The sequence below is a fragment of the Rhodococcus sp. OS5 genome, from assembly GCF_056837585.1.
The window spans coordinates 4,714,493-4,728,076 of the sequence record NZ_CM166368.1; the positions used below are offsets into that span (position 1 = coordinate 4,714,493).

At 63.7% G+C, this 13,584-nt stretch carries 17 protein-coding genes; 10 read left to right on the forward strand and 7 right to left on the reverse strand.

Annotated features, from left to right (window positions below; all coding sequences use genetic code 11):
* Positions 1-11: 11 nt before the first annotated feature.
* From ACVZUB_RS21830 to mrf, 5 genes are all read right to left on the reverse strand, one after another.
* On the reverse strand, positions 12-698 hold the full coding sequence (locus ACVZUB_RS21830; protein ID WP_482627758.1) for a response regulator transcription factor: 687 nt from the start codon (positions 696-698) through the stop codon (positions 12-14).
* A 70-nt stretch (positions 699-768) separates the two neighbouring features.
* Positions 769-1,380: a trimeric intracellular cation channel family protein gene (locus ACVZUB_RS21835; protein ID WP_003946409.1), complete on the reverse strand. Its 612-nt coding sequence runs from the start codon at positions 1,378-1,380 to the stop codon at positions 769-771.
* A gap of 18 nt (positions 1,381-1,398) precedes the next feature.
* Complete coding sequence (gene rpmF, locus ACVZUB_RS21840) at positions 1,399-1,572, reverse strand: 50S ribosomal protein L32 (RefSeq protein ID WP_007727540.1); 174 nt, start codon at positions 1,570-1,572, stop codon at positions 1,399-1,401.
* Positions 1,572-1,826: a type B 50S ribosomal protein L31 gene (locus ACVZUB_RS21845; protein ID WP_003946367.1), complete on the reverse strand. Its 255-nt coding sequence runs from the start codon at positions 1,824-1,826 to the stop codon at positions 1,572-1,574. Before ACVZUB_RS21845 ends, rpmF begins: the two co-directional genes overlap by 1 nt.
* On the reverse strand, positions 1,823-3,076 hold the full coding sequence (gene mrf / locus ACVZUB_RS21850; RefSeq protein ID WP_225320117.1) for a ribosome hibernation factor-recruiting GTPase MRF: 1,254 nt from the start codon (positions 3,074-3,076) through the stop codon (positions 1,823-1,825). Before mrf ends, ACVZUB_RS21845 begins: the two co-directional genes overlap by 4 nt.
* 104 nt (positions 3,077-3,180) lie before the next feature.
* Between mrf and rpmB the strand changes: the two genes are divergently transcribed.
* From rpmB to ACVZUB_RS21885, 7 genes are all read left to right on the forward strand, one after another.
* On the forward strand, positions 3,181-3,417 hold the full coding sequence (rpmB, locus tag ACVZUB_RS21855; protein ID WP_003946346.1) for a 50S ribosomal protein L28: 237 nt from the start codon (positions 3,181-3,183) through the stop codon (positions 3,415-3,417).
* Between the two features lie 4 nt (positions 3,418-3,421).
* The gene (gene rpmG, locus ACVZUB_RS21860; protein WP_482627759.1) at positions 3,422-3,586 is read left to right on the forward strand and encodes a 50S ribosomal protein L33; all 165 of its coding nucleotides are present in this window, start codon (positions 3,422-3,424) and stop codon (positions 3,584-3,586) included.
* A gap of 2 nt (positions 3,587-3,588) precedes the next feature.
* Positions 3,589-3,894, forward strand: coding sequence for a 30S ribosomal protein S14 (gene rpsN / locus ACVZUB_RS21865; protein ID WP_003946379.1), 306 nt, complete (start codon positions 3,589-3,591; stop codon positions 3,892-3,894).
* Positions 3,895-3,903: 9 nt separating this feature from the next.
* Complete coding sequence (rpsR, locus tag ACVZUB_RS21870; protein ID WP_003946414.1) at positions 3,904-4,161, forward strand: 30S ribosomal protein S18; 258 nt, start codon at positions 3,904-3,906, stop codon at positions 4,159-4,161.
* A gap of 129 nt (positions 4,162-4,290) precedes the next feature.
* The gene (locus ACVZUB_RS21875) at positions 4,291-5,229 is read left to right on the forward strand and encodes an AEC family transporter (protein WP_003946401.1); all 939 of its coding nucleotides are present in this window, start codon (positions 4,291-4,293) and stop codon (positions 5,227-5,229) included.
* A gap of 19 nt (positions 5,230-5,248) precedes the next feature.
* The gene (locus tag ACVZUB_RS21880) at positions 5,249-5,713 is read left to right on the forward strand and encodes a hypothetical protein (protein WP_007727550.1); all 465 of its coding nucleotides are present in this window, start codon (positions 5,249-5,251) and stop codon (positions 5,711-5,713) included.
* Between the two features lie 152 nt (positions 5,714-5,865).
* Positions 5,866-7,227 (forward strand): flavin monoamine oxidase family protein, encoded by a 1,362-nt coding sequence (locus ACVZUB_RS21885; RefSeq protein WP_007727552.1) that lies wholly within the window; start codon positions 5,866-5,868, stop codon positions 7,225-7,227.
* A gap of 36 nt (positions 7,228-7,263) precedes the next feature.
* On the opposite strand, the gene ACVZUB_RS21890 is transcribed toward ACVZUB_RS21885, so the two are convergent.
* Positions 7,264-8,781, reverse strand: a complete 1,518-nt coding sequence (locus tag ACVZUB_RS21890; RefSeq protein ID WP_081558234.1) for a PucR family transcriptional regulator — start codon at positions 8,779-8,781, stop codon at positions 7,264-7,266.
* Positions 8,782-8,950: 169 nt separating this feature from the next.
* Between ACVZUB_RS21890 and ACVZUB_RS21895 the strand changes: the two genes are divergently transcribed.
* From ACVZUB_RS21895 to ACVZUB_RS21905, 3 genes are all read left to right on the forward strand, one after another.
* Complete coding sequence (locus ACVZUB_RS21895) at positions 8,951-10,381, forward strand: gamma-aminobutyraldehyde dehydrogenase (protein ID WP_165639123.1); 1,431 nt, start codon at positions 8,951-8,953, stop codon at positions 10,379-10,381.
* Between the two features lie 90 nt (positions 10,382-10,471).
* Entirely contained in the window at positions 10,472-11,371 is a 900-nt protein-coding gene (locus tag ACVZUB_RS21900) for a universal stress protein (RefSeq protein WP_007727555.1), read from the forward strand.
* Positions 11,368-12,894 carry an APC family permease gene (locus ACVZUB_RS21905; RefSeq protein WP_003946397.1) on the forward strand — a complete coding sequence of 509 codons (1,527 nt, stop codon included), beginning with the start codon at positions 11,368-11,370 and terminating at the stop codon, positions 12,892-12,894. The genes ACVZUB_RS21900 and ACVZUB_RS21905 overlap by 4 nt, the downstream gene beginning before the upstream one ends.
* On the opposite strand, the gene ACVZUB_RS21910 is transcribed toward ACVZUB_RS21905, so the two are convergent.
* The gene (locus ACVZUB_RS21910) at positions 12,891-13,508 is read right to left on the reverse strand and encodes a TetR/AcrR family transcriptional regulator C-terminal domain-containing protein (protein ID WP_030536334.1); all 618 of its coding nucleotides are present in this window, start codon (positions 13,506-13,508) and stop codon (positions 12,891-12,893) included. The two genes, ACVZUB_RS21905 and ACVZUB_RS21910, sit on opposite strands and share 4 nt — an antisense overlap.
* Between the last annotated feature and the right edge of the window lie 76 nt (positions 13,509-13,584).

Here is a 13,584-nt window from a genome sequence, read left to right on the forward strand (position 1 = left end):
CGGAGCGGTGATCACGGAGGCGTCTCCCGCAGGACGTATCCGACTCCGCGGACGGTGTGGATCAACCTCGGTTCGCCGTCGGCTTCCGTCTTGCGACGCAGGTAGCCGACATACACCTCGAGGGCATTGCCGGACGTCGGGAAGTCGTATCCCCACACTTCTTCGAGAATGCGTCCACGGGTCAGCACGCGGCGTGGGTTGGCCATGAGCATTTCGAGGAGGGAGAACTCGGTGCGCGTCAGGCTGATCGATCGTTCGCCGCGCTTGACCTCACGGGTGACCGGGTCGAGGGTGAGGTCCTCGAACGCCATCATTTCGGAATCGGCGTCCAGATCGGGCGCGGTGCGGCGAAGTAGTGCACGCAACCTGGCAAGCAACTCTTCCAAAGCGAAGGGCTTGGGCAGGTAGTCGTCCGCTCCGGCATCGAGACCGGCCACTCGCTCGCTGACCGAATCGCGGGCGGTGAGCACGAGGATGGGCAGGTCGTCGCCGGCACTGCGAAGACGACGGCACACTTCGAGTCCGTCGAGTCGCGGCATCATGACGTCGAGCACGGCGGCGTCGGGCCGGTTGGCGAGGATCTTCTCGAGTGCGTCGAGTCCGTCGACCGCGAGCTCGACCGTGTAGCCGTTGAAGCTGAGCGACCGCCGAAGCGACTCGCGAACCGCCCGGTCGTCGTCGACCACCAAAATACGCATACCGACAGTTTGGACTGAAGTGCTGAGATGCGGCTGAGAGGGTCCGATTCCGGCCTCCGGCGTGTCGCGGTCAGTCCCGGGTTCGCCTCGGCCCGGGCAGGCTCCAATGACGCCATAACGCAAGCAGTCTGAACACCGCGGCGAACGCTGTGCCGCACACCAGCGCGGCGTTGGTGGACAGTCCGGCTTGCGAGACTGTGACCACCAACGCAGCGCCGAGCAGTGCGGGAACCGCGTACAGGTCCTTGTGCAGGAGCAGTGGCACCTCGTTGACGAGAACGTCGCGGATCACGCCGCCGCCGATCGCCGCGGTCGCACCGATCAACGTCGCCGCCAGCGAACTGGCGTTGTTGTCCAGCGCGATGACGGCGCCGGTGCTCGCGAACAAGCCCATCCCCAGTGCGTCGAGCGCCAGGATTTCACGACGCAGTCGATTGAGCGGCTCGTGGAGGTAGAACACGGCGAGTGAGGTGGCGGCGGCCGTTCCGAAGTACGGCCAACTGCTCAGCGAGCTGGGCGGATGGACGCCGAGGAGAACGTCGCGGACGATACCGCCGCCGATGCCGGTGAACACACCCACCGAGCACACCCCGAAGATGTCGAGTCGCTTGGTGACGCCCACCAGGGCACCCGAGGCCGCGAACGCCACGATGCCCACCAGTTCGAGGATCCTCAGCAGCACCGGCCAAGGATCGCACGGTCAGATGCGGCTCGGGTCGATCACCCCGAGTCGAACTGCTTTGACCAGTCGCCGAGGGACTCGGTGGGTCTGGCCGAAGGCTGTGACCTCGACCAGATCGGGCGCCGTCGCCTTCCACTGGGCACGACGGCTGCGCGTGTTGGAACGGGACATCTTCCGCTTGGGAACGGCCATCAGAGTGCCTTGCGCTTTCCGTAGCGCCGCTCGAACTTCTCGACGCGTCCGGCGGTGTCCATCACACGTTGCGCTCCGGTCCAGAACGGGTGAGAGTCGCTCGTGACGTCGACGACCAGCAGCGGGTACGTGCCACCATCTTCCCATTCGACGGTGCGCTCACTCGTCACGGTCGATCGGGTCAGGAAGCTCTTGCCGGTGCTGGCGTCCTGGAAGACCACCGGGTGGTAGTCGGGGTGCATTTGCTTCTTCATTCGTTTCCCTCTCGCGTTGATTCGGTTTCGGCATAAGGTGATTCGGATTCGTCACACGGGTCTTCGTGAAACTCGCCGAACGGGTCTTCCCACGTTGCCCACGACGCTTCGTCCGCCAATTCGTCGTCGGTGACCAAGGCGTGCTGCAGTGTTCGGTCGATCTCGAGCGGGTTCGCACCGCATGTGAGAACGACCATCGAGGTGTCGCGATCACCGAAACGCTCGTCCCATTTCAGGGCCGCGAGTGCACGGCGTTCAGCTGGAACGCGGTCTCGTTCCTCCGGCGTCATCGCGGCAAGCCAGGTGTCCGCGCTGGCAACTCGCAGGCCACCGCCCGCCGATTCGAGCCAGAGCGCTTCACCCGGTTGCGTCGCCACCCAGACGCGCCCCCGGGAGTACACGACGCCTTCGAGCAGAACGTCGATCGCCTCGTGCAGACGCCCGGGGTGAAACGGCCGGTTCGCGGTGAACTCGACCAGCATCACTCCGCCGTCGTCGTCGAGCGGCGGCTGGCGACGCAGCAACGGTGAGTGAGCGTCGGCCAGTTCACCGCGTCGCGCATCCGCAGGCACCTCGAGGAGCAGTGCCTCGATGTCGTCTCCCTCATCGAAGACGGGTACCCGCGGAGCGATGCGCGCGAGAACCGCGTTCAAGCGGGACCGCTGCCAGCCGTCGAGCGCATCGGACCCGCGTAGGACGAGCGCGTCGGCGAAGTCGACCTGCCCGACGACGACCTGAGCCAGGGTGCGGTCGTCGTCGAGGGCTTCGTCGCCGGTGGCGTCTGCCAGCCAGGTCACCGCGTCGATGCACGTCACGACGGCGTCGACGCGGACGTCCCGCTGCGCCGGTCCGTCCAGTTGGCCGACGACGCCGGTCACGACGACGTGCTCGATCGCCCAGCACAGCGCCTCGGGCTCGAGTTGCCGGTCCAACAGCAACACGATCCGCTGCACCGAACTGTGCGAGTGAAGCCGGCGCAGGAGCGGCAGCAAGTCTTCGCGCAGAGTGCAGGAGACGCAGCCGTGCGCGAGCTCGAGGATCGTCTCGCGCTCGGACACAGTGCCGGCAGACCCGGCACTCCCGGTCATCGAGGTGACCGTCCGCCGGACCACCCCTTCACGGACGTGGCTCAGGTCGTGGTGGACCAGAACAGTTCCCGTTCGCAGCAACGCTCGTGCGGTGTGTGGGGTGGATTCGCTCATGCCGGCGACCAGGACCAGCGGAGTCCTGCCGTCCAAGATCGTGTTCACAGCGGGCCTTTCTGGGAATGATTGTCATTACCGAGGTTGAACGGTACATTGATCTCACCGCATTGTCGAAAATGATTGTCATCTGCAAGTTGAAAGGAACACCCATGTCGGCTCACTGCCAAGTGACCGGACGTGTGCCGGGGTTCGGAAAATCCGTCTCGCACTCTCACAAGCGTTCGAACCGTCGCTGGAACCCGAACATCCAGCGCAAGACCTACCTCCTGCCCAGCGAGGGGCGTCGCATCACACTCACGCTCTCGACCAAGGGCATCAAGACGATCGACCGCGACGGCATCGAATCCGTCGTCGCCCGGATCCGCGCGCGCGGCGAGAAGGTCTGAGCAGATGGCACGCAACGAGATCCGCCCGATCGTGAAACTCAAGTCCACCGCGGGCACCGGGTACACGTACGTGACCCGCAAGAACCGTCGTAACGACCCCGATCGACTCGTACGGAAGAAGTACGACCCGGTGCTGCGAAAGCACGTCGATTTCCGAGAAGAGAAGTAGGCATGGCCAAGAAGTCGAAGATCGCGAAGAACAACCAGCGACGGGTCGTCGTCGAGCGGTACGCGGAGCAGCGGTCCGCTCTCAAGGAGACGATCCGCTCCCCGAAAAGCTCGGCAGAGGAGCGCGCGAAGGCCCAAGCGACCCTGCAACGTCTACCACGCGACGCCAGTCCGGTACGATTGCGCAATCGAGACGCTGCGGATGGACGTCCGCGCGGCCACCTGCGGAAGTTCGGGCTCTCCCGGATTCGCGTGCGAGAAATGGCGCACCGTGGGGAACTGCCTGGCGTACACAAGTCGAGCTGGTAAGGAAGTCGGATGGCAGTCAAGCGTTCACCGTCGAAGAAGCCACGCCCCGTAGAGGGTCGTAAGCCCAAGAAGAACCCGTTGTTCGCAGCGAAGATCACGCATGTCGATTACAAGGACATCAACTTGCTTCGCACGTTCATCTCGGACCGCGGCAAGATCCGCAGCCGTCGCGTCACGGGCCTGACCCCGCAGCAGCAGCGTCAGGTCGCCGTTGCAGTGAAGAACGCACGCGAAATGGCGTTGCTCCCCTTCACCGCCGCCCGGTAGTCATACGTGCTCGGTAGTCACACGTAGAAGTACCGAAGAGGTCGCGCAGTCACTCGACTGCGCGGCCTTTTTGTTGCCCGGACTAAGATTTCCCGAAGTCGTTCATTCCAGTCGAGAGGTGCCCGCAGCGTGTCGGGAGTTGTTGCGGGTTTCACCGTAATTTTTGTTGTCATCGCGGTTGGGTATCTCCTCGGCCGTCTCGGCACCCTCGGTAGCCAAGGACAGTTCGTTCTCGGTCGACTCGTCTTCTTCGTCGCGACGCCTGCCCTGCTGTTCACCACCCTCGCGTCGTCCGATCTTTCGGTGATCTTCTCGCCGACGCTCGCCGTTGCGTCGGCTACTGCATTTGCCGTCGGCGCTCTGTACGTCGTCGTCGCAAAGATCTGGCTCAACCGGCCGCTACCCGAACTGACCATCGGCGCGCTGTCGGCTTCGTACGTGAATTCAGCCAACCTCGGAATCCCGATCGCGGTGTTCGTGCTCGGCGATGCCACGTTCGTCGCGCCGCTCCTGCTCTTTCAGATCGTCGTGTACTCCCCGATCGCCTTGACGATCCTCGATCTGACGGCCCTTCGCGGCGCGGATGCCGAGAAGCTCTCGTTGATCGACACCGTCACCGCCCCGTTCAAGAATCCGATCGTGCTCGCGGGCGCTGCGGGGTTGATCGTCGCGTTGATCGGTTGGGTACCGCCCCGGCCGCTGATGCAGCCTTTCGAATTGATCGGCGCGACGTCGGTACCCGGTGCGCTGTTGGCATTCGGGCTCTCGCTCTACGGAGTGCGGGTGCTGGAGAAGGGCTCGAGTCCACGCCGCGACGTCGCGCTGGCATCGACGCTCAAGATCGTGGTCCAACCTGTGCTGGCCTATCTGATGGCGCATTTCCTCCTCGGCATCGACGGTCATCAGTTGTTCGCCATCGTGGTCGTCTCGACGTTGCCGACGGCGCAGAACGTCTTCATCTATGCAAGCCGCTATCGGCGCGGAATGGTCCTCGCCCGAGACAGTGCCTTTGTCACCACTTTGGCGTCAATTCCCGCAATTGCGCTGGTCACAGCGCTACTCGCTTGAGCAGGGTTACGGTGGATTCATGCGTGTACTAACCCTCGCCGTTCTGGCCTGCCTTGCTGTGGCCGGATGCTCCGTCGGGGCCCAGACCACGGGGCCGGTTGCCGCACCGAATCCGATGGCGGCCAACGAAGCAAGTCCCGCCGACTGGTCGCTCGGAACCCCCGTTCCCGACGAGGTCGACGACAGCGAGATGGGCACGGAGTTCGACAGCCGCACCGACATCGTGGGTGCGACGGCCACGATGTTCGAATCGTGGTCCGAGGTCGACGATCACACGGTGGCCGTCCACTTCGTGACCGGCACTCCGGAGTGCTACGGCGCGTACGCAACCGTCGAAGAGACCGATACGACGGTGATCGTCACGCTCCGAACCGGGGCACTGCCCGAGGCCGCGGACAAGATGTGCATTCTGGTTGCCGTGTTCGGCAGCTTGGATGTCCCGCTGAGCCGACCGCTCGGCGATCGTCACGTCATCAACGGCTAGCCGCGCCTAAACGGCACAAGTTCGACGATCGAACACTCCGTTTCGTCAGGTGTGGTGTGCGTCTCCTCGGGACAGACTGAAAACCGACACCCGTTCACTCGCTCGTCGGCAGCTTTCGACTCGAGCGGTGCTCAACATGAAGGAGCTCGCAAGTGCCTACTCTCCAGAGAGACGTTGCAATCGTCGGCGCCGGCCCCTCTGGCCTGGCAGCTGCAACCGCGCTGCGCAAGGCCGGTTTGACCGTCGCTGTAATCGAAGCGCGCGACCGCGTCGGCGGCCGCACGTGGACCGACACCATCGACGGAGCAGTTCTGGAAATCGGCGGCCAGTGGGTCTCCCCCGACCAGACCGCGCTGATCTCCTTGCTCGACGAACTCGGCCTGAAAACTTTCGAGCGCTACCGCGAGGGCGAGTCCGTCTACATCTCGTCGGCAGGTGAGCGGACGCAGTACACGGGTGATTCCTTCCCCACGAACGACACCACGAAGAAGGAGATGGACCGTCTCATCGACGAGATGGACGATCTCGCAGCACAGATCGGCGCCGAGGAACCGTGGGCACATCCCCTCGCCCGCGATCTCGACACAGTCTCCTTCAAGCAGTGGCTGATCAATCAGTCCGACGACGCCGAGGCACGTGACAACATCGGCCTCTTCATCGCCGGTGGCATGCTCACCAAGCCCGCCCACTCGTTCTCTGCCCTGCAGGCCGTACTCATGGCCGCTTCCGCAGGTTCGTTCTCCCACCTCGTCGACGAGGACTTCATCCTCGACAAGCGAGTGATCGGCGGAATGCAGCAGGTATCGATCCGCATGGCGGAGGCCCTCGGTGACGACGTCTTCCTCAACGCACCCGTGCGAACGGTGAAGTGGAACGAATCCGGTGCAACGGTGTTGGCGGACGGCGATGTTCGCGTCGAGGCAAGCCGAGTGATCCTGGCCGTACCGCCCAACCTCTACTCCCGAATCTCGTACGATCCCCCGCTGCCGCGTCGTCAGCACCAGATGCACCAGCACCAGTCCCTCGGCCTCGTCATCAAGGTTCACGCGGTGTACGAGACGCCTTTCTGGCGCGAAGACGGCCTCTCCGGCACCGGCTTCGGCGCGTCCGAGGTAGTGCAGGAGGTGTACGACAACACCAACCACGAGGACGATCGCGGCACCCTGGTCGCTTTCGTCTCCGACGAGAAGGCCGACGCGATGTTCGAGCTTTCCGTCGAGGAGCGTAAGGCCACGATTCTGGCCTCACTTGCCCGCTATCTCGGCCCGAAGGCCGAAGAGCCGGTTGTGTACTACGAATCCGACTGGGGCTCGGAGGAATGGACCCGCGGTGCGTACGCAGCGAGCTTCGACCTCGGAGGCCTGCACCGCTACGGCGCGGATTCCCGCACGCCCGTCGGCCCGATTCACTTCTCGTGCTCCGACATTGCGGCCGAGGGGTACCAGCACGTCGACGGTGCCGTTCGGATGGGTCAGCGAACCGCAGCCGACATCATCGCTCGCAGCAAGGCCTGACGGCCGCTTTGCCAAGTCTCGATCATTGCCCGGCAGTCACGATTGCCGGGCAATGATCGAGAGCAGTAGTTCGGCCCGAACCCTGGCCACTTCCAGCCGACAGTCGATCAGGCTCTCCACCTTCGCCATTCGGCTCCGCAGTGTGTGCCGGTGAACGCCCATCGTGATGGCGGCCGCTTCCCAGTGTCCGTTGGCCTCGAGAAATGCCCGCAACGACGCCAGCAGTTCGGTGCCGTTGTCACGGTCGTAGTCCTCGATCGGTGTGATCATCGTTTCCGCCAGCGTGTTGAGCACTTCACGCGTCGAATCGAAAGACAGCAGCACACTTCCGGTCAGCGCCGCGAATTCCAAAGGTTCGCCACCGATTTCCGCCGCCGACGCACACAGCTGGGACTGTTCGACGGCGACCGCCAGCGCAGCGACCACCCGTCGCGCGCTCAAGCCGACACGAAGCGCGCGAAGATCCGACCTCGATACCCCGCCGAGCAGCTCTCGGGCGAACTCGACGTCGTCGGTTCCACGCAGCAGCACCGTGACGCGAGTGTCGTTGATCCGCGAGAACAACTGCCGCCCCGCCTTGTTCATGAACTCGGCAATCTCGGCTCCGACGCGTCCCGCTACGTCGGACGTGTCGGCAAGAACTGTCAATCCTCGGATCATTCCCTCGCCGTCGGCGGCATGCCTGATCTGTTGCCACGCCGGCGCCGGGTCGCGATCCTCGGTGAGCAGCAGCCCGAGGGCGTGCGAATTCAACTGATCCTGAGTAGCACGCAGGCGCGCAGGTTTCTCGAAGTCCAACGCCAACAACGAGTTCGCGTGACCGAGCAGTATCTGATCGACGTAGCTGAGCGCCGAAGCACTGATCACCGCCAGGTATCCGTACGGCGTTCGCCCGACGCTGATCTGCTGCACCGCGATCGACGCTCCAGACCTTGCGAGCGTCACGCTACTGGAGGCACCGCCCCCGAGAGTTGCTCGCAGTTCGTCGATCACGTCGTCCGTCGGCAGTTGAGGTGAGCTCTCGAGAACTCTTCCGGCGACGTCGAGAAGAAGCACCGTCGCCGAAGTCGCGATCGCCAGTTCACGCACGGTCGCAGCCGTTCCGCCGGAAATGACGGCACGCGTCATTCGCGGTTGCGCCCGCGACGCCCGGAGGACAGCTTCATATTCCTGCTCTGCCAACCGGCTCATCACACGCTTGACGACGGCAGCAAAAGGCGTCGGCAGCGGCACCTCGATCAGCGGGAGTCCGATCTCGTCGGCGACGGCCACCAGATCGGCCGGGACCTCGGGGTACGAGAGCCCGGTTCCGAATCCCACCGCCGCCACACCTGCCGCGTCGAGCATTCGGAGATAGCGGCCGCGCTTTTGCTGAGTGGACGGCAATCGGATGCCGGTGGTGAGGATGAATTCGCCGCCGGTCAACCACCGGAAAGGGTCGAGCAACTCCGTGGCGTGCGCAAATGTGATTTCGCGACCGACGCCCTGGGCGCCGCCTTTGAGTTCCAGCGCGAGGTCCGGCTGCGCCAACATCCACCGCACAGCGATCGTCATGGGCTGGACTGTACAACTCGGCGCGTCGGCGATCAAAGATTTCACCTTTTTGGCAGCTGCCTTTACTTGTGAGTCAGCGCACACTTGCTCACACACGCCCCACAAAGTGCGAGTTCCGTGCTGATCACCTCGGCCGGAACTCGTTCGACCTCGAGAGGAACCGGTACCGATGTCGATCGTCGTACTCGAGAACTACATCAACGGTGAATTCGTCGCCTCAGCCGCGACGGAAACACTCGACCTGATCAACCCCGTGGACGAGAGTGTGGTCGGGCGTACGCCGGTCTCCACGAAGGAAGACGTCGACGCAGCCGTCGAAGCCGCACAGAGAGCATTCGAGACCTGGGGCAAGACGACGCCGAGCGTGCGGCAGGCTGCACTCCTCAAGCTCGCCGACGCCATCGAAGCGCACAGCGACGAAATCGTCGCAGCCGAAAGCGCCAACACCGGCCAGGCCCACCAGATGATCGCCGACGAAGAGGTCAAGGTCGGAGCCGATCAGATGCGGTTCTTCGCCGGAGCCGCACGACTTCTCGAGGGCAAGGCGGCCGGAGAGTACATGGAGGGTTTCACCTCCTACGTCCGTCGTGAGCCGATCGGCGTCGTCGGTCAGGTCACGCCCTGGAACTACCCGTTCATGATGGCGCTATGGAAGATCGGGCCCGCCCTCGCGGCCGGCAACACGATCGTCCTTAAGCCCAGCGACACCACACCGGGCAGCACGCTGGTCCTGGCGAAGCTCTCGAAGGGCATCCTGCCGGACGGCGTGTTCAACGTCGTGCTCGGCAACGGCGGAACCGGAGCGACGTTGGTGGAGAACCCGGCCCTCGGTCTCGTCTCGATCACCGGTTCGGTGCGGGCGGGCATCGCTGTCGCCGTGTCCGCAGCACAGCAACTCAAGCGCGCGCACCTCGAACTGGGCGGCAAAGCGCCGGCGATCGTCTTCGGCGACGTCGACATCGAGAAGACCGCCACCGGCATCGCCGAGGCAGCGTTCTTCAACGGCGGCCAGGATTGCACCGCGGCCACTCGCGTGATCGTTCACGAGTCCATCCACGATCAGCTCGTCGAAGCCCTCGTCCGGAACGCCGAGAAGCTGCGCCCCGGAGCGCCTTCCGATCCTGATGCCTTCTACGGCCCGCTCAACAACATCAATCACTTCAACGCCGTGAGCGACAAGATCGCGAACCTGCCGGCGTCGGCCAAGATCGTTACCGGCGGAAAGCGTTCGGGCGAAACCGGATTCTTCTTCGAGCCGACCGTCATCACCGGCGCCGCACAATCGGACGACATCGTGCAGGAAGAGACTTTCGGTCCTATCCTCACAGTCCAGAGCTTCTCCGACGAGAAGGAGGCGATCACGCTTGCCAACGACGTTCGGTTCGGCCTGGCCTCGAGCATCTGGACCAAGGATCACGGTGTCACGCAACGCGTCTCCGCTGCTCTCGACTTCGGTGCGGTGTGGATCAACTGCCACATCCCGCTCGTCGCCGAAATGCCGCACGGCGGCTTCAAGTATTCCGGTTACGGCAAGGATCTCTCGGCCTACGGAGTCGAGGACTACACCCGTCTCAAGCACGTCATGAGTTCGCACGACTGAGTCGCCGCCCCTCCTGCTGTGCGCCTTTATCAACCCCCCGCGGTTAATAAAGGCGCACAGCAGATTCCTCCAATCCGGAAAAGAGCCACCATGCGCCTTATCGTCGGATACCTCGCCACACCCAGCGGTAAAGACGGGCTGGTCCTCGGGGCCCAGCTCGCGCGCAGTCTCGGCGCGCAACTCGACATCTGCATGGTCCTCCCACCGGATCGGACACTGCCGGCCAAGGTTCCCTCGGAAGCCGGCTACGACGACATCCTCGCCGCGCGTGCACACGACTGGCTCGCCGAGGCGAAAGCGTCGGTGCCCGAGGACATCCAGGTGGAAGTACACCTGAGCTTCCACGAGTCGTTCGCTCAGGGCCTGCTCGACGAAGTGGACCGACTGAATGCGCTCGCGATCGTGGTGGGAGCTTCCGGCGACGGTCTGCTCGGCCGTCACGCGATAGGTTCGGTCTCGACCGAACTGCTTCACTCCGCCCACGTCCCGGTAGCACTGGCGCCTCGCGGAACGCGGCACTCGGCGGCCACTGCGATACGAGAGGTCACCTGTGCACTCGGCACCCGTGTCGGCGCCGACATCGTCTTGAACACCGCCGTGCGCGCCAGCGAACTGATGCAGGTTCCGCTCCGACTGGTCTCACTGGTAGCGCTCGACCCCCAGAACGATCTGCGAGATCATCGCGACACCGCCGAGTCGGCCAGGGAGCGTGCACGAAATCACGCTCAGGACACACTCGACGTCGCAAGAGCCGCGCTCCCCGCGGAGTTCCCCATCGAGGTCATCATTGCCGACGGATCTACCGTGGAATCGGCAGTGCGTCAACTGGACTGGCAGGACGGCGACCTCGTGATGGTCGGTTCAAGTCGACTCGCACAGCCCCGCAAACTGTTCCTGGGCTCGACCGCCGCCAAGATGCTGCGCGTACTGCCCGTACCCATGGTCGTAGTGCCCAAGCACGAATTCACCCAGCCGGAGGCACTGTCATGACCAGCACCGAACTGAGTTCCAAAGGCCTCGCCACCGGCAAGATCGGCATGATCTCCGGCGCGGTGCTCGGAATCTCCTCCGTGGCACCGGGTTACACCCTGACGGCCAGCATCGGATTGATCGTCGCTGCGGTCGGTCTCAAGATGCCCGCCATCTTCATCGCCGGCTTCATCCCGATGTTCCTCACCGCGTACGCGTACCGCGAACTGAACTCCGACACTCCTGACTGCGGAGCGTCATTCACGTGGTCCACCAAGGCATTCGGACCGTACGTCGGCTGGATGTGCGGCTGGGGCATGGTGATCGCCACCATCATCGTGCTCTCGAACCTCGCTGCAATTGCCGTCGACTTCTTCTATCTGTTCATCGCGCGGGTGGCCGACAATCCCTCCATCGCCGATCTGCCGGGCAATAAATTCGTCAACGTCGGCACCACACTGGTGTTCATCGCGTTGGCCACCTGGATTGCCAGTCGGGGAATCACCACCAGCGAGCGCGTACAGTTCGCGCTCGTCGGCTTCCAGATGGTGCTGCTGGTCGTCTTCGCCGTCGTTGCACTGGTTCACGTCGGCGCCGGCGACGCCCCGGCCGGATTGTCCTTCGACCTGAGTTGGTTCAACCCGTTCAGCGGACTCGCCATCGGTGCGTTTGTCATCGGACTCACCGGATCGATCTTCGCGTTCTGGGGCTGGGATACCTGTCTCACGCTGGGCGAGGAGTCGAAGAACCCCAAGAAGACCCCCGGCCGCGCCGGTTTGCTCTGTGTCGCAACCATTCTCCTTACCTACCTGCTGGTCGCCGTTGCCGCGATGATGTACGCCGGCGTCGGCGAGGAAGGCCTCGGCCTCGGCAATCCCGACAACTCCGAGAACGTCTTCGGCGCTCTGGCCGACCCGGTCCTGGGCAACTGGGGCGGAATGCTTCTGTTCCTCGCGGTCTTCGTCTCTTCAGTCGCCAGCCTGCAGACCACGTTCCTGCCCGCGGCACGAACCATGCTCGCCATGGGTGCATACGGAGCTTTCCCCAAGAAGCTCGCCGAGGTCTCGCCTCGGTTCCTGGTGCCGTCGTACGCGACCGTCGTGGCAGGCGCGGTAACCGCAGTGTTCTACAGCGTCGTCACGTTCCTGTCCGAAAGTGCTCTGCTCGACACGATCGCCGCACTCGGCATCATGATCTGCTGGTACTACGGCATCACCGCATTCGCGTGCGTGTGGTACTTCCGCAAGACGCTTTTCGAGAGCGTACGAAACTTCGTCTTCCGGCTCGCGTTCCCACTCATCGGTGGCCTCATGCTGCTTGCGGTGTTCGTCATTTCGGTCCAGGAGAGTATGAATCCGGACAATGCCAGCGGAGCATCCATCGGCGGAATCGGCCTGGTCTTCTTCCTCGGCTTCGGAATCCTCATCCTCGGCGCGGTCCTGATGATGGTCATGCGAGTGCGCAATCCCGAGTTCTTCGAGGGCAAGACCCTCAACCGCGACACGGAGGCTCTGCGCGACGAGAACGACCTCAGCGTGTCCTAGGAGACAGTAGATTCGGGGGCCTGCGCGATCAGGCCCGCCATCAACACGCGCAAGCCGAATTCGAAGGCGGCGTCGGCACGTTCGGGATTTTTCCCGGACGTTGCCAACGCCGCCTTCATCGCGTCGTTGGCTTCGGGTCCCGACGCCCACTGGACGTCCGGCGCCGCCAGGTCCAGGGCCGAACCGAGAACAAAACTGTCGACGGTCGTGATCGCGTGCAGTGTTTCGGTCGGGTCGAAGCCACCATCGGCAAATGCCTGCGCCAATGCGTTGTAGAGGGTGAACGCCACACCGGCCTGCACCGTCTGGGCCGTGAAGAGCGGAATCAGACGAGGATGCGCGGCGTAGCTTCGCCGGTACTCGGCTGCCAGCGCCGCGACGGTCTCACTCCAGGTCCCCGAGGCCGACTCGACGTCGATTCCTGCCATCAGCTGAGCCCTCATCAGTTCGACGATCTCGGCTCGTCCGGAAACGTGGTTGTAGAGCGAGGACGGTCGAACCTTCAGTCTTGCGGCGAGTCCCGGCATGGTGAAGTCGCCGGATTCGTCCACCGACTCGATCGCTGCCTCGGTGATGATCGCCGGTGAGAGCAGTCGTTGCGATGGCCGCGGCATATGTCCTCCTGTAGTGATCCACACCGTTCGGGGCGCTGCAAAAAACAATTCCTCGAAAGTCCTTGATCAATCAGCG

Bases quoted from the DNA above. Each gene is read 5' to 3' on its own strand.
- ACVZUB_RS21830 (WP_482627758.1), bottom strand. From the start codon at position 698: ATGCGTATTTTGGTGGTCGACGACGACCGGGCGGTTCGCGAGTCGCTT.
- rpmF (WP_007727540.1), bottom strand. From the start codon at position 1,572: ATGGCCGTTCCCAAGCGGAAGATGTCCCGTTCCAACACGCGCAGCCGT.
- ACVZUB_RS21845 (WP_003946367.1), bottom strand. From the start codon at position 1,826: ATGAAGAAGCAAATGCACCCCGACTACCACCCGGTGGTCTTCCAGGAC.
- rpmB (WP_003946346.1), top strand. From the start codon at position 3,181: ATGTCGGCTCACTGCCAAGTGACCGGACGTGTGCCGGGGTTCGGAAAA.
- rpmG (WP_482627759.1), top strand. From the start codon at position 3,422: ATGGCACGCAACGAGATCCGCCCGATCGTGAAACTCAAGTCCACCGCG.
- rpsN (WP_003946379.1), top strand. From the start codon at position 3,589: ATGGCCAAGAAGTCGAAGATCGCGAAGAACAACCAGCGACGGGTCGTC.
- rpsR (WP_003946414.1), top strand. From the start codon at position 3,904: ATGGCAGTCAAGCGTTCACCGTCGAAGAAGCCACGCCCCGTAGAGGGT.
- ACVZUB_RS21880 (WP_007727550.1), top strand. From the start codon at position 5,249: ATGCGTGTACTAACCCTCGCCGTTCTGGCCTGCCTTGCTGTGGCCGGA.
- ACVZUB_RS21890 (WP_081558234.1), bottom strand. From the start codon at position 8,781: ATGACGATCGCTGTGCGGTGGATGTTGGCGCAGCCGGACCTCGCGCTG.
- ACVZUB_RS21895 (WP_165639123.1), top strand. From the start codon at position 8,951: ATGTCGATCGTCGTACTCGAGAACTACATCAACGGTGAATTCGTCGCC.
- ACVZUB_RS21900 (WP_007727555.1), top strand. From the start codon at position 10,472: ATGCGCCTTATCGTCGGATACCTCGCCACACCCAGCGGTAAAGACGGG.
- ACVZUB_RS21905 (WP_003946397.1), top strand. From the start codon at position 11,368: ATGACCAGCACCGAACTGAGTTCCAAAGGCCTCGCCACCGGCAAGATC.
- ACVZUB_RS21910 (WP_030536334.1), bottom strand. From the start codon at position 13,508: ATGCCGCGGCCATCGCAACGACTGCTCTCACCGGCGATCATCACCGAG.